Genomic DNA, 26733 nt, shown 5'->3' with positions numbered 1-26733 from the left:
CGCCCGATCACCGGGTGATCGCCTTTTGGGCCGTGTAGTCGCTGCCGTTACTATGCAAGCTGCACGCCCGTGTGTCTCAGCGTCTGAAGTCTCCGGGCGGCGAAATTTGCCGGACACTCCGGTTCCGGCAGAACCCAAGAAGTCAGCCACCAAGGAGACCGAACCGTGAAGAGCGCCGTGGAGACCCTGAACCCGACCCGGGTTCGGCTCACTGTCGAGGTGCCCTTCGAGGAGCTCAAGGACAGCCTCGACGCGGCGTACAAGAAGATCAACCAGCAGGTCACGGTGAAGGGCTTCCGCAAGGGCAAGATCCCGGCCCGGGTCATCGACCAGCGGTTCGGCCGCGGTGCGGTGCTGGAGGAGGCGGTCAACGACGCGCTTCCCAAGTTCTACACCGACGCGGTCAACGAGGCCGAGCTGAACCCGCTCGGCCAGCCCGAGGTCGACATCACGGAGCTGAAGGACGGCGAGACGCTGAACTTCACCGCCGAGGTCGACATCCGCCCCTCCATCGAGATCCCGGAGTACTCCGGCATCGAGGTCGAGGTCGACGCCGTCGAGGTCACCGACGAGGACGTCGAGAAGTCGGTGGAGCAGCTGCGCGAGCGCTTCGCCTCCACCTCCCCGGTCGAGCGCGCCGCCGCCGAGGGCGACGTGCTCACCCTCGACCTGCAGGCCAAGGTCGACGGCGAGGTCCTGGAGGACGGCGTCGCCGACGGTGTGTCCTACACCATCGGCTCCGGCGAGCTGCTGGACGGCATCGACGACGCCGTGAAGGGCCTGGAGGCCGGTGGCGAGGCCACCTTCACCTCCGAGCTCAAGGGCGGCTCGGCGGCCGGCAAGGAGGCCGAGGTCACCGTCAAGGTCACCCAGGTCGCCGCGCGCGAGCTGCCCGAGCTGGACGACGACTTCGCGCAGCTCGCGTCGGAGTTCGACACGCTGGACGAGCTCAAGGCCGACAGCCGCAAGCGCCTCGAGAACATGAAGCAGTACGACCAGGCCACCCAGGCCCAGGAGCGCGTGCTGGACAAGCTGCTCGAGCTGGTCGAGGTCCCGGTCCCCGAGAAGCTCCTCGAGGACGAGATCAACACCCGTAAGCACAACCTCGAGCACCACCAGCTCGGCCAGATGGGTCTCGACCTGGAGAAGTACCTGGAGCTCCAGGGCAAGACCGCCGAGGAGTTCGAGACCGAGACCCGCGAGGCCGCGGTCAAGGGCATCAAGACCCAGTTCGTCCTCGACGAGCTGGTCAAGCAGGAGAAGCACAACGTCAGCCAGGAAGAGCTGACCGAGCACCTCATGCGCCGCGCCGCCTCCTCCGGCATGTCCCCCGACCAGTTCGCCCAGGCCGTCGTCGAGCAGGGCCAGGTCCCGCTCCTCGTCGGTGAGGTCGCCCGCGGCAAGGCCCTGGCCTCCGTGGTCGAGAAGGCCACGGTCAAGGACACCAACGGCGAGATCGTCGACCTGGACGACGAGGAGGACGAGGAGACGGAGGCCACCGAGGCCGCCGCCGAGTCCACCGACGCCGAGAAGGCCGACGACAAGGCCGAGGAGAAGACCGAGGGCTGATTCCTCGCGCGTCTCCCCAGACGGACGCAGAACGGGCCCCGGACACATCAGTGCCGGGGCCCGTTCCGCATAGGGCGGGACAGCCCGCCCGAGGGGCACGGGGCCGTATCGATGTGCGGCTCCGCCGTGTGGGCGCGATCAACCACGACGGACCCGCACCCGGCGACGAGGGCGCACCCCGACGGCGCGACCCCGCATCCGCACCCGCACCCCGCGTACCGCTACGCCCGAGGCGAACACCCGCAGAACCGGGATGGCACCGGAGGGTCACCGCGTTAGGGTCCATGAATACGAGGGCAGGGGAGTCCCCGAAAGCGGCTCCAGCCCCGCAGGGAAACGTGAGACGGCCCGGCGCCGTCGTAAGACGAGCAGGTGGATACGTGACGAATCTGATGCCCTCAGCCGCCGGCGAGCCCTCCATCGGTGGCGGCCTCGGCGACCAGGTCTACAACCGACTGCTCGGCGAGCGGATCATCTTCCTCGGCCAGCCGGTCGACGACGACATCGCCAACAAGATCACCGCACAGCTGCTGCTCCTTGCCGCCGACCCGGACAAGGACATCTTCCTGTACATCAACAGCCCGGGCGGTTCGATCACGGCCGGTATGGCGATCTACGACACCATGCAGTTCATCAAGAACGACGTGGTGACGATCGCGATGGGTCTCGCGGCCTCCATGGGACAGTTCCTGCTCAGCGCGGGCACCCCGGGCAAGCGCTTCGCGCTGCCGAACGCCGAGATCCTCATCCACCAGCCCTCCGCCGGTCTCGCCGGTTCGGCCTCGGACATCAAGATCCACGCCGAGCGGCTGCTGCACACCAAGAAGCGCATGGCCGAGCTGACCTCTCAGCACACCGGCCAGACGGTCGAGCAGATCACCCGCGACTCGGACCGCGACCGCTGGTTCGACGCGTTCGAGGCCAAGGAGTACGGCCTCATCGACGACGTCATCCCCACGGCCGCCGGCATGCCGGGCGGCGGTGGCACGGGCGCCTGAGCCATCCCCCGCCCCGAGCCGACCGCCTCAGCCCCTTTACAGGAGACACTGTGAACGACTTCCCCGGCAGCGGCATCTACGACCGCATGCAGGCCACGCAGGACATGCGCGCCGCCGCCTCGCAGGGCCGCTACACCGGCCCCCAGGCCGAGTCCCGCTACGTCATCCCGCGCTTCGTCGAGCGCACCTCGCAGGGCGTGCGCGAGTACGACCCGTACGCGAAGCTCTTCGAGGAGCGCGTGATCTTCCTCGGCGTCCAGATCGACGACGCCTCCGCCAACGACGTCATGGCCCAGCTGCTGTGCCTGGAGTCGATGGACCCCGACCGGGACATCTCGATCTACATCAACAGCCCCGGCGGCTCCTTCACCGCGCTCACGGCCATCTACGACACGATGCAGTACGTGAAGCCGGACATCCAGACGGTCTGCATGGGCCAGGCCGCCTCCGCGGCCGCCGTCCTGCTGGCCGCCGGTACGCCGGGCAAGCGCATGGGCCTGCCGAACGCCCGTATCCTGATCCACCAGCCGTACAGTGAGACCGGCCGCGGTCAGGTCTCCGACCTGGAGATCGCCGCCAACGAGATCCTGCGGATGCGCTCGCAGCTGGAGGAGATGCTGGCCAAGCACTCCACCACGCCGGTCGAGAAGATCCGCGACGACATCGAGCGCGACAAGATCCTCACGGCCGAGGACGCGCTGAGCTACGGCCTGATCGACCAGATCATCACCACCCGGAAGATGGACAACTCCTCTCTCCGCTAGGCGGGAGGCTGTATCGTCTGCCGCTCCTTGGCACGGTTTGACGCGATCCACGTCAAAGGGAACCGTGCCAAGGGGGGCCCGGACGAGGGGCCCGGCAAGGTACCGTCGGACATAAGGCAGCACCAGGAGTCCGCCCGCCGTCGACGTGACGTCGGCGTACGGGAGTCTCCCAGGCGAAGGGGAAGCACACCGTGGCACGCATCGGTGACGGCGGCGATCTGCTCAAGTGCTCGTTCTGCGGAAAGAGTCAGAAGCAGGTCAAGAAGCTCATCGCAGGGCCCGGTGTGTACATCTGCGACGAGTGCATCGACCTCTGCAACGAGATCATCGAGGAGGAGCTGGCCGAGACCAGCGAGGTGCGCTGGGAGGAACTCCCCAAGCCCCGCGAGATCTACGAGTTCCTCGAGAGCTACGTGGTCGGCCAGGAGGCGGCCAAGAAGGCCCTCTCCGTCGCGGTGTACAACCACTACAAGCGGGTCCAGGCCGGCGAGAACGGCGGCGCCCAGGGCCGCGAGGACGCCATCGAGCTGGCGAAGTCCAACATCCTCCTGCTGGGCCCCACGGGCTCCGGCAAGACCCTCCTCGCCCAGACCCTCGCCCGCATGCTGAACGTCCCGTTCGCGATCGCCGACGCCACGGCGCTCACCGAGGCGGGGTACGTCGGCGAGGACGTCGAGAACATCCTGCTGAAGCTGATCCAGGCCGCGGACTACGACGTCAAGAAGGCCGAGACCGGGATCATCTACATCGACGAGATCGACAAGGTCGCGCGGAAGAGTGAGAACCCCTCCATCACGCGCGACGTGTCCGGCGAGGGCGTCCAGCAGGCCCTGCTGAAGATCCTGGAGGGCACCACGGCCTCCGTCCCGCCGCAGGGCGGCCGCAAGCACCCGCACCAGGAGTTCATCCAGATCGACACGACGAACGTCCTGTTCATCGTGGGCGGTGCCTTCGCGGGCCTGGAGAAGATCATCGAGGGCCGGGCCGGCGCCAAGGGCATCGGCTTCGGCGCGCAGATCCGCTCCAAGCGGGAGATCGAGTCCAAGGACCAGTTCGAGCAGGTCATGCCGGAGGACCTGGTCAAGTTCGGCATGATCCCCGAGTTCATCGGCCGACTGCCCGTCATCACCTCGGTCCACAACCTCGACCGCGAGGCCCTGCTCCAGATCCTGGTCGAGCCGCGCAACGCGCTGGTCAAGCAGTACGAGCGCCTCTTCGAACTCGACGGCGTCGAGCTGGACTTCGAGCGCGGAGCCCTGGAGGCCATCGCCGACCAGGCCATCCTCCGCCAGACCGGAGCCCGCGGCCTGCGCGCCATCATGGAGGAGGTCCTCCAGGGCGTGATGTACGAGGTCCCGTCCCGCAAGGACGTCGCCCGCGTCGTCATCACCGCCGACGTGGTCCTCTCCAACGTCAACCCGACGCTGATTCCGCGGGAGTCGAGGGGACGCGGCTCGGGCGAGCAGAAGACGGCGTAAGCAGCGGAACGTCGGAAGGGGCCCGGTCGACCGACCGGGCCCCTTCCGTGTGCTCGCGCCGGCATCAGAGCTTGACGCGAACCTCCTTGCGGAGCTTGGCGGCGGTCTCGGCCGCCTCGTTCGGGTCGGCCTTCTTGCCGGCCGCGATGTCCAGGAAGCTCATCGGCATCACGAAGCCGAGCGTGCTGTGGTCACCCCACACGCAGTACGTCATGGTCATCGACTTCGGCTCGTTCGCTCCGCCGTCCGAGTTGTCGACCTTGGCGTCCTGGCACTTGATGATGGCGCCCTCGAGCGAGTCGGGCTTGTACTGCTTCGGCTCGCCCTGCAGCGTCACGTCCTCGTCGCTGCCGCCCTCCTGGCTCTCCTTCTTCATGTTGGCGAAGAACGCGTCGACGGCCTTCTCCGGGTCGTCGATCGTGCCGTACACGCCGCCGAACATGAGCTGCTTTTCGGCGAGCGGGTTCTCCTCGTTCTTCGCCGCGTAGGAGGCGCTCACGTCCTTGGGGTCCTTGATCCCCCACGACTCGGCGTCCTTCAGGTCGGCGGCGTCCATGGAGCCGCTGTCGCCCTCGCTCTTCGCGTACTCCCCGAGCACCTTCGCCGGAGTCGTCAGCTTGTGCGGCCCGTCGTCGGCGATGTCCGAGCCGCCGCCGCTCCCGCTGCCGCCGAACACGAAGTACGCGCCCACGCCGATCGCCGCCACGACGGCGACCGCGCCGATGATCAGGCCGGTCTTCTTCTTGCCGCCGCCCGGCGCCGGGGGCTGCGGCATGCCGTAGGGCTGCTGGCCGTAGGGCGGCTGCTGGCCGTAGCCGGGCTGCTGGCCGTACGGCGGAGTCTGCGGCGGGACGCCGCCCTGCTGGGGCTGCTGCGGGTAGCCGTAGCCCGGCTGCTGCGGGGGTGCCTGCTGGGGGTAGCCGTAGCCGGGCTGGGGGGCCTGCGGCGGCTGCTGGCCGTACGGTCCCGGCTGGCCGTACGGTCCTGGCTGCTGGGGCTGCCCGCCGTACGGGCCCGGCTGGTTGTGACTCATTCCTGGGTTCCCCCTCAGATGCTTTACGTGGTGCTGACATCCTGACTCAAGCCTGGCGTGCGCAGGTCACCGGGGGCCGCACCGTTACACAGGAAACGCGTTTCGGGACAGGGCCGTGACGCCCGTAAACTGACCCCCGTGACCGAGAACTCTCAGCAGCCGCAGCCCGCGCCCACCACCGAACTGCCGACCCAGTACACGCCGGCCGAGGTAGAGGGGCAGCTGTACGAGCGCTGGGTGGAACGGGGTTACTTCGAGGCCGACGCGAAGAGCGACAAGCCGCCGTACACCGTCGTCATCCCGCCGCCGAACGTCACGGGCAGCCTGCACCTCGGGCACGCCTTCGAGCACACGCTCATCGACGCCCTGACCCGCCGCAAGCGCATGCAGGGCCACGAGACGCTGTGGCAGCCCGGCATGGACCACGCCGGCATCGCCACGCAGAACGTCGTCGAGCGCGAGCTGGGCAAGGAGGGCAAGTCCCGGCACGACCTGGGCCGGGAGGCCTTCGTCGAGCGCGTCTGGCAGTGGAAGGGCGAGTCCGGCGGCCAGATCAGCGGCCAGATGCGCCGCCTGGGAGACGGTGTCGCGTGGTCGCGTGAGCGGTTCACGATGGACGAGGGCCTGTCCCAGGCCGTCCAGACCATCTTCAAGCGGCTCCACGACGACGAGCTGATCTACCGCGCCGAGCGCATCATCAACTGGTGCCCGCGCTGCCTGACCGCGATCTCCGACATCGAGGTCGAGTACCAGGACGACGACGGCGAGCTGGTCTCCATGACGTACGGGGACGGGGACGAGACCATCGTCGTCGCCACCACCCGTGCCGAGACGATGCTCGGCGACACCGCCGTCGCCGTCCACCCCGAGGACGAGCGGTACAAGCACCTGGTCGGCAAGCAGATCAAGCTGCCGCTGACCGACCGCTCCATCCCGGTCGTCGCCGACGAGCACGTCGACCCCGAGTTCGGCACCGGCGCCGTCAAGGTGACGCCGGCCCACGACCCGAACGACTTCGAGATCGGCCAGCGGCACGGCCTGCCCGCCATCGCCGTGATGGACGAGCACGCCGTCATCACCGCCCACGGTCCCTTCCAGGGCCTGGACCGGCTCGAGGCCCGCTCCGCCATCGTCGCCGCGCTGCGCGCCGAGGGCCGGATCGTCGCCGAGAAGCGGCCCTACGTCCACTCCGTCGGCCACTGCTCGCGCTGCAAGACGACCATCGAGCCGCGCCTGTCCATGCAGTGGTGGGTCAAGGTCGGCCCGCTGGCCAAGGCCGCCGGTGACGCGGTCCGCGACGGCAAGGTCAAGATCCACCCGCAGGAGATGGAGAAGCGGTACTTCGACTGGGTCGACAACCTCCACGACTGGTGCATCTCGCGCCAGCTGTGGTGGGGCCACCGCATCCCCGTCTGGTACGGCCCCGAGGGCGAGGTCGTCTGCGTCGGCCCCGACGAGGAGCCGCCGAGCGGCGAGGGCTGGCGGCAGGACCCGGACGTCCTGGACACCTGGTTCTCCTCCGGCCTGTGGCCCTTCTCCACCCTCGGCTGGCCCGAGCAGACCGAGTCGCTCGCGAAGTTCTACCCGAACTCCGTCCTGGTCACCGGCTACGACATCCTCTTCTTCTGGGTCGCCCGGATGATGATGTTCGGCCTCTACGCGATGGACGGCACCCCGCCGTTCCACACCATCGCCCTGCACGGCATGGTCCGTGACCAGAACGGCAAGAAGATGTCCAAGTCCTTCGGGAACGTGGTCAACCCGCTGGACTGGATGGACAAGTACGGCTCCGACGCCCTCCGCTTCACCCTCGCACGCGGCGCCAACCCGGGCGTCGACGTGCCGATCGGCGAGGACTGGGTCCAGGGTTCGCGGAACTTCGCCAACAAGATCTGGAACGCCACCCGCTTCGCGCTGATGAACGGCGCGACGGTCGAGGGCCCGCTGCCGGACGCGTCGAGGATGTCGTCGACCGACCGCTGGATCCTCTCCCGGCTGAACTCGGTCGTCGCCGAGGTCGACGCGTACTACGAGGACTACCAGTTCGCGAAGCTCTCCGACGCGCTGTTCCACTTCGCCTGGGACGAGGTCTTCGACTGGTACGTCGAGCTGTCCAAGACCACCTTCCAGGCGGGCGGCGAGGCGGCCGAGGTCAGCAAGCGCGTCCTGGGCGAGGTCCTCGACGTGACGCTGCGTCTCCTCCACCCGGTCGTCCCCTTCGTCACCGAGACGCTGTGGACGACGCTCACGGGTGGCGAGTCGGTCGTCATCGCCGACTGGCCGTCGGACTCCGGCTTCCGGGACGCGGACGCCGAGCGGGAGATCGAGACCGTCCAGTCCGTCATCACCGAGGTCCGGCGCTTCCGTGCCGACCAGGGGCTGCAGCCCGGCCAGCGGGTCCCGGCCCGGCTGACCCTGGCGGGCAGCGCGCTCGCGGCCCACGAGGCGGCGGTCCGGCAGCTGTTGCGGCTCCAGCCGGAGGGTGACGGTTTCGCCGCGACGGCGACGCTGCCGGTCGCGGGGGTCGAGGTCGCCCTCGACCTCTCCGGGGTCATCGACTTCGCCGCCGAGCGCAAGCGGCTGGCGAAGGACCTCGCCGCGGCGGAGAAGGAGAAGGCCCAGGCGAACGCCAAGCTCGGCAACGAGGCGTTCCTCGCCAAGGCGCCGGACCACGTCGTGGACAAGATCCGGGGCCGCCTGACCAAGGCGGACGAGGACATCGCCCGCATCACCACCCAGCTGGAGAAGCTGCCGGAGGCGTAGCCCGCCGGGGACGCGAGTGAAGGCACCCGGGGCCCTTGCAGGCGCCGGGTGCCTTCGCGTAACCAGGGGCGCGGGGCTGTATCGATGTGCGGCTCCGCCGCGTGGGCGCGACCGGCCACAATGGCGCCGCACGTGCCCCAAGACCCAAGCCAGCCCCTCCGCCGGCGCCCCGCAGGGAATCGCGCAGCCCGGCGCTGACGGGGTGCCGCCGCGCCCACCCGTGCCGCCCCAGCGGCACGACTGCCCGCAGCTGGGCCGCAGGGCGACTGCCCGCAGCTGGGCGCCACGGTGGCTGCCCGTGGTTACGGGGCACCGGGTACGTAGACTGGCCCCGTGAGCGACAACCCCGGCCAGAACGACCAGCCCGACCCCTCCGCCCCCCTCGACTCCTTCGACGAGATCATCGACGCGGAGACCACCCGCGACCCCGACCTCGCCGTCATCGAGGCCGGCAGCCGCACCCTGCGCACCCAGGGCGGCCCCCCGCAGGCCGACATCCCCGGGCGCCCGGAGGACCCCGAGGTGGACGCGGCGCTGCGCGAGGTCGAGACGGAGCTGGCGACCCGCTGGGGCGAGACCAAGCTGGAGCCGTCCGTCAGCAGGATCGCCGCGCTGATGGACGTGCTGGGCGAGCCGCAGCGCTCGTACCCTTCCATCCACATCACCGGGACCAACGGCAAGACCTCCACCGCCCGCATGATCGAGGCGCTGCTCGGCGCCTTCGAGCTGCGCACCGGTCGGTACACCTCGCCGCACGTGCAGTCGATCACCGAGCGGATCAGCCTGGACGGCGCGCCGATCTCCGCCGAGCGGTTCGTCGAGACGTACCAGGACGTCAAGCCGTACGTCGAGATGGTCGACGCGCAGCAGGAGTACCGGCTGTCGTTCTTCGAGGTGCTGACCGGCATGGCGTACGCCGCCTTCGCCGACGCGCCCGTGGACGTGGCCGTCGTCGAGGTCGGGATGGGCGGCTCCTGGGACGCCACCAACGTCATCGACGGGGACGTCGCCGTCGTCACCCCCATCGACCTGGACCACACCGACCGGCTCGGCGGGACGCCCGGCGAGATCGCGGTCGAGAAGTCCGGGATCATCAAGCAGGACGCGACCGTGATCCTGGCCCAGCAGCCGGTGGACGCGGCGCAGGTGATGCTCAAGAAGGCCGTGGACGTCAACGCCACCGTGGCCCGTGAGGGGCTGGAGTTCGGCGTCGTCGCCCGCGAGGTCGCCGTCGGCGGGCAGCAGGTGACGCTGCGCGGGCTCGGCGGCGAGTACACCGACGTCTACCTGCCGCTGCACGGCGCCCACCAGGCGCACAACGCGGCGGTCGCGCTGGCCGCCGTCGAGGCGTTCTTCGGCGTCGGTGCGCAGCGTCCCGAGCCGCTGGACGTCGACACCGTGCGCCAGGCCTTCGCCTCCGTCGCCTCGCCGGGGCGGATGGAGGTGGTGCGGCGCTCGCCGACCGTGGTGCTGGACGCCGCGCACAACCCGGCCGGCGCCCGGGTCACCGCCGAGGCGGTGGGGGAGGCCTTCCAGTTCAGCCGCCTCATCGGCGTGGTCGGTGCCAGCGCCGACAAGAACGTGCGGGGGCTGCTGGAAGCCTTCGAGCCGGTCTTCGCCGAGGTCGTCGTCACCCAGAACTCCAGCCATCGCGCGATGGACGCCGACGAGCTGGCCGCGGTCGCCGTCGAGGTGTTCGGCGACGACCGAGTCCAGGTCGAGCCGCGGCTGCCGGACGCCCTGGAGGCCGCGATCACGCTGGCCGAGGAGGAGGGCGAGTTCGCGGGCGGCGGCGTGCTCGTCACCGGTTCCGTCATCACCGTCGGCGAGGCCCGACTGCTCCTGAGGAGGGGCTGAGAAACCGTGCGTACGCTCTGTGCTTCGACACTGATCGGTGAGTTCTTCGTGATCGGCTTCGCCGGCCTGGTCGCCATGAAGGACCCGGACCTGTCGATGGGGACGGTGTGGGCGGTCAGCGGTGTCGCGATGTTCCTGTGCGTCGCGCTGTGCGGGGTCATCACCCGCCCCGGCGGCGTCGTTCTCGGCTGGGCGCTGCAGGTCGCGCTGATCGCCTCCGGCCTCGTCGTGCCGACCATGTACTTCCTGGGCGCGATCTTCGCCGCCCTGTGGTGGGCCTCCGTGCACTACGGGCGGAAGATCGACGAGGCGAAGGCGAGGTTCGCCGCCCAGGCCGAGGCCTCCGCGCCCGACCCCGCCTGAGGGTGCCGGAGCCCGGCGGACGTGGTGGACGAGGCGGCCGGGCCCGGTTTTCCTGACGCTGCGTGACAGGCGTCGCGACACGCCCGGTAACCTCAGTCATCACCCGCACGACCGCACATCTCGAACCTTTTCAAGGGAGCCCTCGTGACCCAGCGCAGCCTCGTCCTCCTCAAGCCCGACGCCGTCCGTCGTGGCCTGACCGGCGAGATCATCAGCCGTATCGAGCGCAAGGCCGGCTGGCAGATCACCGCGCTGGAACTGCGCACCCTGGACACCGAGACGCTGGAAGCCCACTACGGCGAGCACAAGGGCAAGCCTTTCTACGAGCCGCTGGTGGAGTTCATGGCGTCCGGCCCGGTCGTCGCGATGGTCGTCGAGGGCGAGCGGGTCGTCGAGGGCGTGCGCGCGCTGGCCGGTCCGACCGACCCGATCGCCGCCGCGCCCGGCTCCATCCGGGGCGACTACGGCGTGATCGTCCGCGAGAACCTGATCCACGCCTCCGACTCCGAGGAGTCCGCCGAGCGCGAGCTGAAGATCTTCTTCCCGGACCGGGGCTGATCCTCCTTCGGGACACGCCGGGAGCGCCTTTTTTCTGACGTCACGTCAGCCGAATGGGCCGGGCGGAGCCGGGGCGGTCGCGTAGAAGCGACCGCCCCGTGGCATATGCGCGCCTGTTCGGGGGAACGGATGCCACCGTTGGACCGTCTCCACGAGCGAGGCGGCGCGCCATCTGCTGACAATGACGAAGACCCTCGCGCAGTGTTCGCGAAAGCGCGTCTACGATGGAAGCCTCCACGCGTCACTGCACCCACTTCGCCTACCTGAAAAGCCCTCAAAAGCTCCTGGGAAGGCCAGTCGAATCCTGATGGGGAACTCAATGTCGTTCATCGGCCGTGACATGGCTGTCGACCTCGGGACCGCCAACACGCTGGTGTACGTCAGGGGTCGCGGGATCGTACTCAACGAGCCGTCCGTCGTCGCGATCAACACCAACACCGGTGGCATCCTCGCGGTCGGCGCCGAAGCGAAGAAGATGATCGGGCGCACGCCCGGCAACATCGTTGCCGTGCGTCCGCTGAAGGACGGCGTCATCGCCGACTTCGAGATCACCGAGCGGATGCTGCGCTACTTCATCCTGAAGATCCACAAGCGGCGGTATCTGGCTCGGCCGCGGGTCGTCGTCTGTGTGCCCTCGGGCATCACCGGCGTCGAGCGCCGCGCCGTCATCGAGGCGTCGTCCCAGGCCGGCGCCCGACAGGTGCACATCATCGAAGAGCCCATGGCCGCGGCCATCGGCTCCGGCCTGCCGGTCCACGAGGCCACGGGCAACATGGTGGTGGACATCGGCGGCGGCACCACGGAGGTCGCGGTCATCTCGCTCGGCGGCATCGTCACCGCCCAGTCCATCCGCGTCGCGGGTGACGAGCTGGACAACGCGATCATCCAGCACGTGAAGAAGGAGTACAGCCTTCTGCTGGGTGAGCGCACGGCCGAACAGATCAAGATCACGATCGGTTCGGCGTACGACCTCGACTCCGACGAGCACACCGAAATCCGCGGCCGGGACCTCGTCTCCGGGCTGCCCAAGACCGTCGTCATCTCCGCCGCCGAAGTGCGCAAGGCGATCGAGGAGCCGGTCAACGCCATCGTCGACGCCGTCAAGACGACCCTCGACAAGTGTCCGCCGGAGCTGTCCGGCGACATCATGGACCGGGGCATCGTCCTGACCGGCGGCGGTGCGCTGCTGCGCGGGCTCGACGAACGGCTGCGCCGGGAGACCGGAATGCCGATCCACATCGCCGAGGACCCGCTCGACAGCGTCGCGCTCGGCAGCGGCAAGTGCGTCGAGGAGTTCGAGGCACTCCAGCAGGTGCTGGACGCCTCGCCCCGCAGATGACGTAACACTTCGGTTCCGCCGTACGAGACGATCTCCTCTCGTACGGCGGATCGTTGATATAGAGGGTTGCGGCAGTGGACGTGCGTGAACGGCCCGATGCGCCGCACAGCCCGAAGGGCCGAATCGCCCAATTCCCGAACACCGCCACGTACATTCCGAGATTCCCGAATTCCGACGAGGAAGGCACGGCCGCCGCACGTGAGGGACACGAAAGAGAGCCGGCTGCTCCTGGTACTGCTGATCGCCATCGCGTTCGCACTGATCACGGTGGACATCCGCGGTGGGGAGGACTCGCCGGTCGACGGTGCCCGGCAGGCCGCGGCCAACGTCTTCGGTCCGATCGAGAACGGCGTGTCGTCCGCGGTCGACCCGGTCGGCAACGCCGTCTCCGCGATCCGCGACTCCGGCGACCGGCACGACCGGCTCGCGCGACTGGAGACGGAGAACGCGGCCCTGAAGGCGAAGCTCGGCAGCGACGAGCGCGGCCGCAGTCGGCTCAAGCAGTTCGACAAGATGCTCGGACTCGCCGGAGCCGGGCAGTACGGCATCAAGGGCGCCCAGGTCATCGCCATAGGAGCGGCCCAGGGCTTCTCCTGGACCGTCACCATCGACGTCGGCGCGAACGACGGCATCGAGCGCGACATGACCGTCCTCAACGGCGACGGCCTCGTCGGACGCGTCACCACCGTCGGCCCGAACACCTCCACCGTGCTGCTCGCCAACGACCCGGACTTCACCGTCGGCACCCGGATGGAGTCCGGCGACGAACTCGGCTTCGCATCCGGCCAGGGCAGCCGCCCCCTGCGCGTCGAACTCCTCAACGGCAAGGCCGACGTCAAGAAGGGCGACCGCCTCGTCACCTTCGGCTCCCAGGCCGACAAGCCGTTCGTGCCCGGCGTGCCCGTCGGCACCATCACCCGCATCGACCCCAACGGCGGCGACCTCACCCGCATCCTCGACGTCACGCCGTTCGTCAGCTTCACCAAGCTCGACATCGTCGGCGTCGTCGTCCAGGCCCCGGCGAAGGACCCGCGCGACGCGGTGCTCCCGGACAAGCCGAAGCCGGAGCCCACGCCGACCGTCACGGTGACCGTGACCCCGGGGGCCGACCCCGAGGGCCAGAACCGGGACGGCGAGACCGACGCCACCGGTCAGAACGACGCCACCGGTCAGAACGACGCCACCGGTCAGAACGGCCAGACCGACCAGCAGAACGAGCAGACCGAACCGTAGGAGCCCTCACCCCATGCGCGTCAACCGGATCCTGCTGTCCGTCGCCCTGGTCGTCGTCGCCCTGGTGATCCAGGTGAGCGTCCTCGCCCGCCTCCACCTGCCCGGCGCCGTCCCCGACCTGATGCTGCTCACCGTCCTCGGCCTCGCCCTGGTCTACGGCCACGTCGGCGGCGCCCTCGTCGGCTTCGGCGCCGGACTCCTCGCCGACCTCGCCCCGCCCGCCGACCACGCCGCCGGCCGCTACGCCCTCGTGCTCTGCGTCGTCGGCTACCTCGCCGGCCTCGCCAAGCCCGACAACGGACGGCTCCGCTCGGCCACCGGCCCCATGGTCGTCGTGGTCGCCGCCGCCGTCGGCACCACCCTGCTCTACGCGGGCGTCGGCGCCCTCGTCGGCGACACCGCCGCCCGCCACGTCGGCCTGCCCAGCCTGCTGTTCACGTCCGCCCTGTACGACCTGCTGCTCGCGCCCTTCGTCGTCCCCGGCGTCATGGCACTCGCCCGCCGGGCCGACAACGACCCGCTGGCCGACACCAACTCCGCTGCCCAGAGCCCCGACATCTCCTCCGGCTGGCTCTCCGGCGGCACCGGCCTGCGCATCGGCAGACAGCGCAACGCGCTGCGGGTGAAGACGGCCCGCGCCCGCGTCGCCCGGGCCGGCCGCATCAAGGGGGTCAAGCGCCTGTGACGACACGGCAGCACACCAGCAGCACAGCCATCGTGAGGGGGAGCCAGAACCAGTGACCGCCCACTCGTCGCCCACCGCCACCCTCGACCGGACGGGCTGCGCCCCATGACCAACATCCCCGAGACCGGCCGCAGCACCCGCGTCCAGACCCGCCTCGTCGTCATCCAGATCCTCGTCCTCTCCCTCCTCGCCACCCTGGGCGGCCGCCTCTGGTACCTCCAGATCCGCCAGGGCGACGAGTACGCCGCCGAGGCCTCCGGCAACCACGTCCAGCAGGTCGTCCAGCCCGCCACCCGCGGCTCGATCCTGGACGCCCGCGGCGTCGCCCTCGCCGACAACGAGACCCGGCTCGTCGTCTCCGCCTCCCGCACCGACCTGCTGAAGATGAAGGACGACGGCAAGGCCGTCCTCACCAAGCTGGCCGGCGTCCTCGGCATGAAGCCGCAGGAGGTCATCGACAAGGTCAGGCTCTGCGACGCCGAGACCCCCCAGCCCTGCTGGAACGGCTCGCCCTACCAGCCGATCCCCGTCACCGACGAGGCCACCGTCAAGCAGGCCCTGCAGATCCGCGAGCGCGCCGAGGACTTCCCCGGCATCACCGCCGAACCCATGGCCGTACGCCGCTACGCCGCACCCGGCGGCTCCAACACCGCCCAGGTCCTCGGCTACCTCTCGCCGGTCACCGACGAGGAGCTGAAGAAGGCCGAGGACACCGACTCGCCCTACCTGCGCTCCGACCAGGTCGGCCGCTCCGGCCTGGAACGCCAGTACGACAAGGCGCTGCGCGGCAAGGCCGGCGTCACCCGCTACGAGGTCGACAACCTCGGCCGCGTCATCGGCAAGGCCGAGTCCGACCCCGGCACCCCCGGCGCCAACCTCGTCACCAGCATCGACGCCCGCGTCCAGCGCGTCGCCGAGTACGAGCTGAACGAGGCGATGAAGGCCGCCCGCAAGGAGATGGACCGCAACACCAACCGGCTCTACGAGGCCGACGCCGGCGCGGTCGTGGTGATGGAGGCCAAGACCGGCCGCGTCGTCGCCATGGCCTCCAACCCCGACTACGACCCCAACGCCTGGGTGGGCGGCATCTCCGCCAAGGACTACAAGAAGCTCACCGGCAAGGAGTCCAACTACCCGCTGCTCAACCGCGCCATCCAGGGGCAGGCGGCCCCCGGCTCCATCTTCAAGGTCGTCTCCTCGTCCGCCGCGGTCGAGGCGGGCTACGAGTTCGACGGCAAGTACGACTGCTCCAGCGCCTACGACGTCGGCGGCCAGGTCTTCAAGAACTTCGAGTCGGCCAGCTACGGCCCGATCACCCTCGGCCGCGCCCTGGAGCTCTCCTGCGACACCGTCTTCTACCGCCTGGCCCACCAGGAGTGGAAGAAGGACGGCGGGATGAACCCCAAGGACCCCAACGACTACTTCTACAAGGCCGCCCACCAGTTCGGCCTCGGCGCCAGGACCGGCATCGACCTCCCCAACGAGGTCTCCGGCCGCGTCCCCGACCGCCAGTGGAAGCAGGACTACTGGGAGGCCAACAAGGACGCCTGGTGCAAGTCCGGCAAGAAGGACGGCTCCTACGTCGAGAAGATCGCGTACGAGAACTGCCGCAGCGGCAACAAGATGCGTGCCGGTGACTCCATCAACTACTCCATCGGCCAGGGCGACACCCTCGTCACCCCCATCCAGATGGCCACCATCTACGCGGCCATCTCCAACGGCGGCACCATGTACGACCCGACCATCGGCAAGGCCGTCGTCAGCCCCGACGGCAAGAGCGTCCGCGAGATCGAGCCCACCGCGCACGGCAGGCTGCCCATAAGCAAGGCCACGCTCGCCAAGATGGACGAGGCCCTCGCCGGCGTCGCCAGCCGCGGCACCGCCGCCTGGCGGTTCGCCCAGGTCGGCTGGCCGCAGGACAAGATCCCGATGCACGCCAAGACCGGTACCGCCGAGGTCTACGGCAAGCAGACCACCTCGTGGTTCGCGACGTACACCAAGGACTACTCGATCGTCATGACGATCTCCCAGGGCGGCACCGGCTCCGGCGCCTCGGGACCCGCCGTCCGCAACATCTACGACGCGCTGTACGGCGTCTCCGACGACGGCGACATCGACCCGAAGAAGGCCCTGCTGCCCAAGCCGCAGGCGAGCCTGCCGAAGATCAAGGCGGACGGGACGATCCTCTCCCCGAAGATGCCCAAGGACGTCGTCAAGGAACTCCAGCCCGACGAGAAGGCCTCCCCGGACGAGGAGTACGCCCCCGTCGAGGAAGGGACCCAGCCGGCCACCACCCCCAACCAGAACGGGGAGAACCGCGACACCCGCCGCCACCGACGGCGAGGCGGCGCGGGCGGCGCACGGCGCGGCACCCGGCGCCGCGGCATCGGAAGAGGCCGGAGGGCACGCGCATGACCGGCAACAGCTTCCAGGTCTCCGGATACGGCCCCGACAAGGCCGGCTGGACCCGCCTCTTCGCCCGGGACTCGATGGCCCGGCGCCTCGACTGGCCGATACTGCTGGCCGCGGTCGCCCTGTCCCTGATGGGCTCGCTGCTCGTCTACTCCGCGACCCGCAACCGCACCGAGCTCAACCAGGGCGACCAGTACTACTTCCTCACCCGGCACCTGCTGAACACCGGCATCGGGCTCGCCCTGATGGTCGCCACCGTCTGGCTCGGCCACCGCGCCCTGCGCACCGCCGTACCGGTCCTCTACGGCGCGTCCGTGGCCCTGATCCTGCTGGTGCTCACCCCGCTCGGCTCGACCATCAACGGCGCCCACTCCTGGATCAAACTCCCCGGCGGCTTCTCCCTGCAGCCCTCCGAGTTCGTGAAGCTCACGATCATCCTGGGCATGGCGCTGCTGCTGGCCGCCCGCGTCGACGCCGGGGACCGGCCCCACCCCGACCACCGCACCGTGCTGCAGGCCCTGGGCCTGGCCACCGTGCCGATGCTCATCGTGATGCTCATGCCCGACCTCGGGTCGGTCATGGTCATGGTCATCATCGTGCTCGGCATCCTGCTCGCCTCCGGCGCCAGCAACCGCTGGATCTTCGGACTGCTCGGCGCCGGCACCGCCGGGGCGCTCGCCGTGTGGCAGCTCGGCATCCTGGACGACTACCAGATCGCCCGCTTCGCCGCCTTCGCCAACCCCGCCCTCGACCCCGCGGGCGTCGGCTACAACACCAACCAGGCCCGCATCGCCATCGGCTCCGGCGGGCTCACCGGCTCCGGCCTCTTCCACGGCTCGCAGACCACCGGCCGGTTCGTCCCCGAGCAGCAGACCGACTTCGTCTTCACCGTCGCCGGCGAGGAACTGGGCTTCCTCGGCGCGGGCCTCATCATCGCCCTGCTCGGCGTGGTCCTCTGGCGCGCCTGCCGCATCGCCCGCGGCACCCCGGACCTGTACGGGACCGTCGTCGCCGCCGGGATCGTCGCCTGGTTCGCCTTCCAGACCTTCGAGAACGTCGGCATGACCCTCGGCATCATGCCGGTCACCGGCCTGCCCCTGCCCTTCGTGTCCTACGGCGGCTCCTCCATGTTCGCCGTGTGGATAGCGGTCGGCCTGCTCCAGTCGATCGCCGTGCAACGGCCGATGTCGGCGTAGAGGGGGCGCCCGAGAGGTGAGCGGTAAGGGGGACCGTCCCAGCCGGGTTAGGCTGGATGGTCCCCCTTGTCAGCACACAAAGGTCCCGTGAGATGCCTGCCGAAGCCTCCCCGGCCGCCGAGTCCGTGTTTTCGCAGCTCGAAGCCCTGCTGCCGCATGTGCAGAAGCCGATCCAGTACGTCGGCGGAGAGCTGAACTCCACGGTCAAGGAGTGGGAGTCCTGCGACGTCCGCTGGGCCCTGATGTACCCCGACGCCTACGAGGTCGGCCTGCCCAACCAGGGCGTCATGATCCTCTACGAGGTGCTCAACGAACAGCAGGGCGTCCTCGCCGAACGCACCTACAGCGTCTGGCCGGACCTCGAGGAGCTGATGCGGGAGCACTCCGTCCCGCAGTTCACGGTCGACAGCCACCGCCCGGTCGGCGCCTTCGACGTCTTCGGCCTCTCCTTCTCCACGGAGCTGGGCTACACCAACATGCTCACCGCCCTCGACCTCGCGGGCATCCCGCTGGAGGCCAAGGACCGCGGCATCGACGACCCGATCGTCCTGGCCGGCGGCCACGCGGCCTTCAACCCCGAGCCGATCGCGGACTTCATCGACTGCGCGGTCATCGGCGACGGCGAGCAGGCCGTCCTGGAGGTCACCGCGATCATCCGCGCCTGGAAGGCCGAGGGCCGCCCCGGCGGCCGCGAGGAGCTCCTGCTCCGCCTGTCCAAGACCGGCGGCGTCTACGTCCCCGCCTTCTACGACGTCGAGTACCTCCCCGACGGCCGTATCGCCCGCGTCGTACCCAACCGCTCCGGCGTCCCGTGGCGGGTCTCGAAGCACACCGTCATGGACCTCGACGAGTGGCCCTACCCCAAGCAGCCCCTGGTCCCGCTCGCCGAGACCGTCCACGAGCGCATGTCCGTGGAGATCTTCCGCGGCTGCACCCGGGGCTGCCGCTTCTGCCAGGCCGGCATGATCACCCGCCCGGTGCGCGAGCGCTCCATCACCGGCATCGGCGAGATGGTCGACAAGGGCCTCAAGGCCACCGGCTTCGAAGAGGTGGGACTCCTGTCCCTCTCCTCCGCGGACCACACGGAGATCGCCGACGTCGCCAAGGGCCTCGCCGACCGGTACGAGGAGGACAAGATCGGCCTGTCCCTCCCCTCCACCCGCGTGGACGCCTTCAACATCGACCTGGCCAACGAGCTGACCCGCAACGGCCGCCGTTCCGGCCTCACCTTCGCCCCCGAGGGCGGCTCCGAGCGCATCCGCAAGGTCATCAACAAGATGGTCTCGGAGGAGGACCTCATCCGGACCGTCGCCACGGCCTACGGCAACGGCTGGCGCCAGGTGAAGCTGTACTTCATGTGCGGCCTGCCCACCGAGACCGACGACGACGTCCTCCAGATCGCCGACATGGCCACCCGCGTCATCGCCAAGGGCCGTGAGGTCTCCGGCTCCGGCGACATCCGCTGCACGGTCTCCATCGGCGGCTTCGTCCCCAAGCCCCACACCCCGTTCCAGTGGGCCCCGCAGCTGTCGGCGGAGGAGACGGACGCCCGCCTCCAGAAGCTCCGCGACAAGATCCGCGGCGACAAGAAGTACGGCCGCTCCATCGGCTTCCGCTACCACGACGGCAAGCCCGGCATCGTCGAGGGCCTCCTCTCCCGCGGCGACCGCCGCCTGGGCGCCGTCATCCGCGCCGTCTACGACGACGGCGGCCGCTTCGACGGCTGGCGCGAGCACTTCTCCTACGACCGCTGGATGGCCTGCGCCGCCAAGGCCCTGGAGCCGACCGGCGTCGACGTCGACTGGTACACCACCCGTGAGCGCGGCTACGAGGAGGTCCTGCCCTGGGACCACCTGGACTCCGGCCTCGACAAGGAGTGGCTCTGGGAGGACTGGCAGGACGCCCTCGACGAGACCGAGGTCGACGACTGCCGCTGGACGCCCTGCTTCGACTGCGGAGTGTGCCCGGCCATGGACACGTCAATTCAGGTCGGCCCGACCGGCAAGAAGCTGCTGCCGCTGACCGTGGTCAAGTAGGGACACTCGGCGCGACGCCGCGGGATCCGGAAGGGGTTCCGCGGCGTCTTCGTGTTCATGGTGGATCTGGAGAAGGCGCCCGCGGCGCGGCCGCAGGGGGAACCGGTGCGCCGGCCGGACGCCGAGGGGTGTCTGGCCGTGGCGGTCCGGGTTCCGGTGCGGATCGTCGTGCTGGTGCTGGTCGTGCCGGTGCGCATGGTGTGGGACGCGCTGGTCGTCGTGGGGCGGTTCCTGCGGGACACGGTGCTGCGTCCCGTCGGGCGGGCGCTGGCGTGGCTCGGGCGAGCGGTCTTCGTGTGGCCGCTGGTCGCGTTGTGGCGGTATGGCGTCGTGCCGCTCGCCAAGGGCGTGGCCCGGCTGGGGAGCGTGCTCCTCGTCGGGCCGGCGGTCTGGCTGTACCGGTGGGTGCTGACGCCGGCCGGGCACGCGCTCGCCCGGTTCTTCACGCGGGTGGGTGCGGTGCTCGCGGCGGTCGGGCGCGGGCTGTACGCCGGTCTCGCTCGGCTCGGGCGGTACCTGGTCGTCGTGCCGGGGGAGTGGTGGTACCGGTGGGTGCTGACCCCGGTGGGGCATGTACTCGCCCGGTGCGGCAGGGGGCTGGTCCGGTGCGCCGGGCAGGTCGCGCGGGGCGTGGGGCTCGTAGTCAACGGGGCCGGGTTCGTTCTGTACTGGGTCGTCCGGGTGATGCTGGTGCTGCCGGCCCTCGCGGTGTGGCGGTGGGTGCTCGCTCCCGTCGGCCGGGCCCTCGCCGTCGTCGGACGGGAGGTGTGGGACGCCCTCGGACACGCCTGGCGGATCGCCGGGTACGTCTCGCGTGCCGTCGGGCGGTTCCTCGGCGCGCTCCTGCGGTGGACCGTGGTGGAGCCGGTGCGGTGGGTGTACCGGAGCGTGCTGACCCCGGTGGGGCACGCCGTGCGGGACGCCGTGCTGCGTCCCCTCGCAGAGGCCGGGCGCAGCGCCGGGCGGGCGGCCCGGCAGGCGCTGGCCTCGGCCCGGCGCTCCGCCCGGCAGGCGCGTGCCGACGTGCGCCGGATGCTCTTCGGTGAGCCCGCCGGGCGGCAGCCGGTGGACCGGCGGGAACTGCTGGACGCGCAAACGCGTACTCTAGAAAAGAGGACCGGGCGCGAACCCTCCCCGCCGACGCGGGGATGATCCCGACTGCACCACACCGGGAAGGCGTCAGCCGGAGTGCTCCCCGCCACCGCGGGGATGCGTCCCGGTCCCGACCGCCGTACACAAGGAGAAGTCCCCTGGGCAAGCGACAGCCCGTAGGCCCGCCGCCCGTTCCCGCGGTGCAGCGCATTCGACTGCGTTACACCAAGCGCGGCCGCCTCCGGTTCACCAGCCACCGTGACTTCCAGCGCGCCTTCGAGCGTGCGCTGCGCCGCGCCGAGGTGCCGATGGCGTACTCGGCGGGGTTCACACCGCACCCGAAGGTGTCGTACGCCAATGCCGCACCCACCGGCACGGGCAGTGAGGCGGAGTATCTGGAGATCGCGCTCACCGAGGCGCGCGACCCGGAGCGGCTGCGGCTGCTCCTCGACGAGTCGCTGCCCGCCGGGCTCGACGTCGTCGACGCGGTCGAGGCCCGGACCTCCGGGCTCGCCGACCGGCTGACGGCCTCCGTGTGGGAGCTGCGGCTGGACGGGGTGGAGCCCGCCGAGGCCGAAGCCGCCGTCGCGGCGTTCACCGCGGCCCCGGCGGTGGAGGTGCAGCGCCGTACGAAGAACGGCGTCCGCACCTTCGACACCCGCTCCGCCGTCGCGCATCTGGAGAGCGTCACCACGCACGGCTCACCGGCTGATAGGCCGAGCGACCGGCCCTGTGCGATACTGCGGCTGGTTGTTCGGCACGTGACGCCTGCCGTACGACCCGACGACGTCCTGTCCGGTCTTCGCGCCGTGGCCGACCTGGCGCCGCCGGTCCCCGCAGCGGTGACCAGGCTGGCGCAGGGGCTGTTCGATGAAGAGACCGGTGCGGTGACCGACCCGCTCGCGCCCGACCGCGAGGCGAAAGCGCCCGAGCCGCAACCGGCCGCCGCTTCCGCCGCCGCGAAGGCGTCGGCGTAAGGAAGGTTCCGCGTAGGGACGGACGTCGTAGCGCCGCCCTCGAACTCGGGAGCCACCTGGGTCGGGCAGCGCACCGACCACAAGACTTTCGCCAGGCCGTGCACGACAAGGGGTACGGAACCGGCGAGACAAGACACGGATGAGCTTCCGAGCGGCGCCCGCGCCCCGGACGGCGGCGACCGCGCACCGCGCGAGCCGCGGACGTCACCGGCGGTCGACATGTCGATGCCGGACCGGGCGCGGCGCCCGGGAGCCTGACGGGAGAAACCCCCGCATGCTCGAACCGACCGAACCCACCGGGTCCGCGACCAGCTCGACGGACACCGAGTCGAACACCCCCAGCGACACCCTGCCGCCGCGCCGTCGGCGCAGGGCCGCGTCCCGCCCGGCGGGTCCGCCGTCCGGTGCCTCCGAGGCGCCGGCGGAGACCGTCGCGCCGGCCGAGTCGGCCCCCGCGGAGCCCGCAGAGGCCTCCGAGCCGGCCCCGGAGCCGGCCGCCCCCGCCCGGCCGCGGCGCCGTGCGGTGCGCCGTGCCTCCGCGCCCGCCGGGGCTCCCGCGTCGGCGGAGGCGGCCGAGACCGTCGTGCCCGCGGCCCCCGCCGCCGAGACGCCGACGCCCGCCGAAGAGGCGGAGGAGGCGGAAGAGGCAGCGCAGACCACCGAGACCGTCGCGGCCCCCGCCGAGAGCGCCGCGCCCAAGGGGCGTACCCGGCGTCGTGCCACGCGCAGCGTGACCTCGGCCGCTGAGCCCGCCGCCGAGCCAGCCACCGCCGTGGCCCCGGAGCCGGTCGAGGCGCCCGCGCCCGCCGTGGAGGAGACCCGGGGCGAGGCCGACAGCGCCGCGCCCAAGGGCCGGACCCGGCGTCGTGCCACGCGCCGCGTCTCCGCCCCGGCCGAGGCGCCGGTCGAGGCCGCCGAAGCGGGCGAGACCGAGGCCGCCGCCGCGGCCCCCGAGCCCGCGAAGTCCGCGAAGTCCGCGAAGTCCGCGGAGCCCGCCGCCCCCGCCGCCGCGCCGGCCGAGAGCGCCGAGTCCGGCGAGGACGCCGCGCCGCGTCGTGCGCGCCGCCGCTCCACCCGTAAGGCCGCCTCCGGTTTCGCCGCCCCGGCGCAGTCCGCCGCCGCGGCGTCCGACGAGGCGGACGCCCCCAAGCGCCCCTCGCGTCCGGCGGTCGCCGTGTTCCAGGCGCCCGTGTTCGCCGAGCCCCAGTTCCAGACGCCCGAGCGGGCCGCGGCCGAGGCCGCCGCCGAAGCGGCCGGTGCCGAGTCGGCGAAGCCGGCCGAGGAGAGCGCGGAGGCCCCCGAGGAGCAGCCCGCCGGCTCGCGTCGCCGCCGCAAGCGCCGGGGCGCCGCCGCCGAGGAGGCCGCCGAGGAGCGGGTCACCGCCGCCGTCACCCGGGACGAGCCCGAGGCCGACGCCGACGCGAAGACCGACGACGAGGCCGAGTCCGACGCGTCGGGCGACGACCACGACGACGCCGAGGGCTATGAGGAGTCCGGTTCGCGCCGCCGTCGCCGCCGTGGCGGCCGTCGCCGTCGCCGGGGTGACGCCGCGGACGGCGACCTGACGGACGGCGAGGTCGACCAGGCCGCCGCCGACCGGGCCGATCAGGACGCTGCGGACGCCGCCGAGCAGGCGGAGGAGGACGCCGAGGACAACGGCGAGGAGGCCGCCGGCGACAGCGGTGGCTCCAGCAGCCGTCGTCGCCGTCGTCGCCGCCGCCGGGCCGGGGACGGCTCGGGCGAGGCCGAGTCCTCCACCGACGACCCCGAGCGCACCGTCGTCAAGGTCCGCGAGCCCCGCCCGAAGCCCGAGCCGTCCGACGAGGTGCAGTCCATCAAGGGCTCCACCCGTCTGGAGGCCAAGAAGCAGCGCCGCCGTGAGGGCCGCGAGCAGGGCCGCCGCCGGGTGCCGATCATCACCGAGGCCGAGTTCCTGGCCCGCCGCGAGGCCGTCGAGCGCGTCATGGTCGTCCGCCAGCACGGCGAGCGCACCCAGATCGGCGTCCTGGAGGACGGGGTGCTCGTCGAGCACTACGTCAACAAGGAGCAGGCCACCTCGTACGTCGGCAACGTCTACCTCGGCAAGGTGCAGAACGTGCTGCCGTCGATGGAGGCCGCCTTCATCGACATCGGCAAGGGCCGCAACGCCGTCCTGTACGCCGGTGAGGTCAACTTCGAGGCGCTGGGCATGGCCAATGGGCCGCGCCGCATCGAGTCCGCCCTCAAGTCCGGCCAGTCGGTCCTCGTGCAGGTCACCAAGGACCCGATCGGCCACAAGGGCGCCCGCCTGACCAGCCAGGTCTCGCTGCCCGGCCGCTACCTGGTCTACGTGCCCGAGGGCTCGATGACCGGCATCAGCCGCAAGCTGCCCGACACCGAGCGCTCCCGCCTCAAGACGATCCTGAAGAAGATCGTCCCCGAGGACGCGGGCGTCATCGTGCGCACCGCCGCCGAGGGCGCCAGCGAGGACGAGCTGCGCCGCGACGTCGAGCGGCTCCAGGCGCAGTGGGAGGACATCCAGAAGAAGGCCAAGGGCGGCAGCTCCAGCGCCCCGACGCTGCTGTACGGCGAGCCGGACATGACCGTCCGGGTCGTGCGCGACATCTTCAACGAGGACTTCTCCAAGGTCGTCGTCAGCGGCGACGACGCCTGGCAGACCATCCACGGCTACGTGTCCCACGTGGCACCGGACCTCGCCGAGCGGCTGTCCAAGTGGACCAGCGAGGTCGACGTCTTCGCCACGTACCGGATCGACGAGCAGCTCGCCAAGGCGCTGGACCGCAAGGTCTGGCTGCCCAGTGGCGGTTCGCTGGTGATCGACCGGACCGAGGCGATGGTCGTCATCGACGTCAACACCGGCAAGTTCACCGGTCAGGGCGGCAACCTCGAGGAGACGGTCACCAGGAACAACCTGGAGGCGGCCGAGGAGATCGTGCGCCAGCTGAGGCTGCGCGACCTCGGCGGCATCATCGTCATCGACTTCATCGACATGGTGCTGGAGTCCAACCGGGACCTGGTGCTGCGGCGGCTGCTGGAGTGCCTGGGCCGGGACCGGACCAAGCACCAGGTGGCCGAGGTGACCTCGCTGGGCCTGGTCCAGATGACCCGCAAGCGGGTCGGCCAGGGCCTGCTGGAGTCGTTCTCGGAGACCTGCGTCCACTGCAACGGCCGCGGTGTCATCGTCCACCTCGACCAGCCGTCCGCGGCCGGTGGCGGCGGCGGCGGTGGCAAGCGCCGCAAGCGGGCGCGGGCCGGGGCCGACCAGCCGCACGAGCACGAGGCCGTCGCCGGGGTCGAGACCGGCCCGACGGCGGAGCAGGAGGCGGACACCGAGTCCGAGGCCGAGGTCGCCGCCGAGGTGGCCGAGCCGGTCGCCCTCCCGGCGCCCGACTTCAGCGCGGACGAGGAGCTGTACAGCAGCGCCGCCGAGGCCGAGGCCGCCGCCACGCGCGGTCGTGGCCGGCGTCGCGCGAGCCGTCGGGCGTCCGCCCCGGCGGGCGCGCCCAAGGCCGCGAAGAGCGGTACGCAGACCGGTACGGCGAAGGCCGAGGAGGTCGCGCAGGCCGAGGCCGCGCCCGCCGAGGCGCCGACCGCGCAGGACGTCACGGTGCGGGAGGAGGTCGAGCGTCCCGTGCGGCGCGAGCCCGCCGCCGAGGTGCTGGCCGAGCCCGCCGCCGTCGAGGACGCCGTTTCCGGCGCCCCCGCCCCGGCCCCGGCCGAGTCCCCGGCGCCCGCGTCGGACGAGGCCGCGCCCAAGGGCCGTACCCGCCGCAGGGCGACCCGGAAGGTGTCCGCACCGGCCGGTTCGCCCGAGGGTGCCGAGGCCGCGGTCCTGACGGTCCCGGAGACGGCCGGCACGGTGGCCCCGGTGGCCGAGCAGCCCGCCGAGCCCGAGCAGGCGCCGCAGGCCCCGGCCGTCGGCGAGGCGGCCGAGAGCGCGGCCCCGGCCCGTCCGCGGCGCCGGGCGGTGCGCAAGCCCACCACCGCCACCGCGTCCGAGGAGGCGGCCGTCACGGTCGTCCCGTCGGCCACGGCGGAGGAAGCCCCCGAGGCACAGCCCGAGGCCGACGAGGCTGCTCCGGCCAAGAAGGCGGCGGCCCGCAAGACGGCCAAGAAGGCGACGGCGAAGAAGGCCGCCACCAAGAAGACGGCGGCCAAGAAGACGACGACCGCCAAGAAGGCCACCGCCAAGAAGGCGGCCAAGACGACGACCGCCAAGAAGGCCACGGCCAAGAAGACGGCGTCGAAGAAGACCGCGGCGGCCGCCCAGCAGGCACCGTCCTCGGTCACGGCCGCCACCGACGAGGGCTGATCCTGCGCCCGCCTGATCCGGCACCTGTCGCAAAACGTGTGGCCCCGTCCGTTCGGATTCCGTTCGGA

The 26733-nt window shown here is 71.0% G+C and carries 18 protein-coding genes; 17 read left to right on the top strand and 1 reads right to left on the bottom strand.

The features are described from left to right. Positions 1–165 precede the first annotated feature (165 nt). From tig to clpX, 4 genes are all read left to right on the top strand, one after another. On the top strand, positions 166–1569 hold the full coding sequence (gene tig / locus AB0P07_RS28365) for a trigger factor (protein WP_365555502.1): 1404 nt from the start codon (positions 166–168) through the stop codon (positions 1567–1569). A 392-nt stretch (positions 1570–1961) separates the two neighbouring features. After that, positions 1962–2567 carry an ATP-dependent Clp protease proteolytic subunit gene (locus AB0P07_RS28360; RefSeq protein WP_051005918.1) on the top strand — a complete coding sequence of 202 codons (606 nt, stop codon included), beginning with the start codon at positions 1962–1964 and terminating at the stop codon, positions 2565–2567. A gap of 50 nt (positions 2568–2617) precedes the next feature. Then, on the top strand, positions 2618–3331 hold the full coding sequence (locus tag AB0P07_RS28355; protein ID WP_365555500.1) for an ATP-dependent Clp protease proteolytic subunit: 714 nt from the start codon (positions 2618–2620) through the stop codon (positions 3329–3331). Positions 3332–3522: 191 nt separating this feature from the next. Then, positions 3523–4809 carry an ATP-dependent Clp protease ATP-binding subunit ClpX gene (gene clpX, locus AB0P07_RS28350; protein WP_365555498.1) on the top strand — a complete coding sequence of 429 codons (1287 nt, stop codon included), beginning with the start codon at positions 3523–3525 and terminating at the stop codon, positions 4807–4809. Positions 4810–4873: 64 nt separating this feature from the next. Here clpX and AB0P07_RS28345 read toward each other — a convergent pair whose 3' ends face one another. Further along, a complete protein-coding gene (locus tag AB0P07_RS28345) occupies positions 4874–5842 on the bottom strand; it encodes a hypothetical protein (protein WP_365555497.1) in 969 nt (322 codons plus the stop codon). A 138-nt stretch (positions 5843–5980) separates the two neighbouring features. Between AB0P07_RS28345 and AB0P07_RS28340 the strand changes: the two genes are divergently transcribed. From AB0P07_RS28340 to AB0P07_RS28280, 13 genes are all read left to right on the top strand, one after another. Then, positions 5981–8605: a valine--tRNA ligase gene (locus AB0P07_RS28340; RefSeq protein ID WP_365555495.1), complete on the top strand. Its 2625-nt coding sequence runs from the start codon at positions 5981–5983 to the stop codon at positions 8603–8605. 333 nt (positions 8606–8938) lie between these two features. Continuing rightward, on the top strand, positions 8939–10462 hold the full coding sequence (locus AB0P07_RS28335; protein WP_365555493.1) for a folylpolyglutamate synthase/dihydrofolate synthase family protein: 1524 nt from the start codon (positions 8939–8941) through the stop codon (positions 10460–10462). A gap of 6 nt (positions 10463–10468) precedes the next feature. Next, positions 10469–10825, top strand: a complete 357-nt coding sequence (locus AB0P07_RS28330) for a DUF4233 domain-containing protein (RefSeq protein ID WP_365555491.1) — start codon at positions 10469–10471, stop codon at positions 10823–10825. 144 nt (positions 10826–10969) lie between these two features. Continuing rightward, the gene (gene ndk / locus AB0P07_RS28325; RefSeq protein WP_365555489.1) at positions 10970–11383 is read left to right on the top strand and encodes a nucleoside-diphosphate kinase; all 414 of its coding nucleotides are present in this window, start codon (positions 10970–10972) and stop codon (positions 11381–11383) included. 319 nt (positions 11384–11702) lie between these two features. Continuing rightward, positions 11703–12722 (top strand): rod shape-determining protein, encoded by a 1020-nt coding sequence (locus AB0P07_RS28320; RefSeq protein ID WP_007449816.1) that lies wholly within the window; start codon positions 11703–11705, stop codon positions 12720–12722. 198 nt (positions 12723–12920) lie between these two features. Then, a complete protein-coding gene (mreC, locus tag AB0P07_RS28315; RefSeq protein WP_365555487.1) occupies positions 12921–13955 on the top strand; it encodes a rod shape-determining protein MreC in 1035 nt (344 codons plus the stop codon). Between the two features lie 13 nt (positions 13956–13968). After that, positions 13969–14640, top strand: a complete 672-nt coding sequence (gene mreD, locus AB0P07_RS28310; protein WP_365555485.1) for a rod shape-determining protein MreD — start codon at positions 13969–13971, stop codon at positions 14638–14640. A 105-nt stretch (positions 14641–14745) separates the two neighbouring features. After that, positions 14746–17055 carry a penicillin-binding protein 2 gene (mrdA, locus tag AB0P07_RS28305; protein WP_365555484.1) on the top strand — a complete coding sequence of 770 codons (2310 nt, stop codon included), beginning with the start codon at positions 14746–14748 and terminating at the stop codon, positions 17053–17055. Beyond that, on the top strand, positions 17052–18248 hold the full coding sequence (gene rodA, locus AB0P07_RS28300; RefSeq protein ID WP_365555482.1) for a rod shape-determining protein RodA: 1197 nt from the start codon (positions 17052–17054) through the stop codon (positions 18246–18248). The genes mrdA and rodA overlap by 4 nt, the downstream gene beginning before the upstream one ends. Before the next feature lie 92 nt (positions 18249–18340). Then, on the top strand, positions 18341–20284 hold the full coding sequence (locus AB0P07_RS28295) for a TIGR03960 family B12-binding radical SAM protein (RefSeq protein WP_365555480.1): 1944 nt from the start codon (positions 18341–18343) through the stop codon (positions 20282–20284). Positions 20285–20341: 57 nt separating this feature from the next. Continuing rightward, positions 20342–21436 (top strand): hypothetical protein, encoded by a 1095-nt coding sequence (locus tag AB0P07_RS28290; RefSeq protein ID WP_365555479.1) that lies wholly within the window; start codon positions 20342–20344, stop codon positions 21434–21436. 140 nt (positions 21437–21576) lie between these two features. Beyond that, positions 21577–22353 (top strand): TIGR03936 family radical SAM-associated protein, encoded by a 777-nt coding sequence (locus tag AB0P07_RS28285; RefSeq protein WP_365555477.1) that lies wholly within the window; start codon positions 21577–21579, stop codon positions 22351–22353. A 274-nt stretch (positions 22354–22627) separates the two neighbouring features. After that, positions 22628–26665 (top strand): Rne/Rng family ribonuclease, encoded by a 4038-nt coding sequence (locus AB0P07_RS28280; protein WP_365555475.1) that lies wholly within the window; start codon positions 22628–22630, stop codon positions 26663–26665. The last annotated feature ends 68 nt before the right edge of the window (positions 26666–26733 follow it).

The organism is Streptomyces sp. NPDC085944, from assembly GCF_040686295.1.
In the GTDB taxonomy this organism is placed as follows: Bacteria; Actinomycetota; Actinomycetes; order Streptomycetales; family Streptomycetaceae; genus Streptomyces; species Streptomyces salinarius.
Note: the sequence above shows the minus strand (reverse complement) of the source record. Positions and strands in the feature narration are given on the sequence as shown.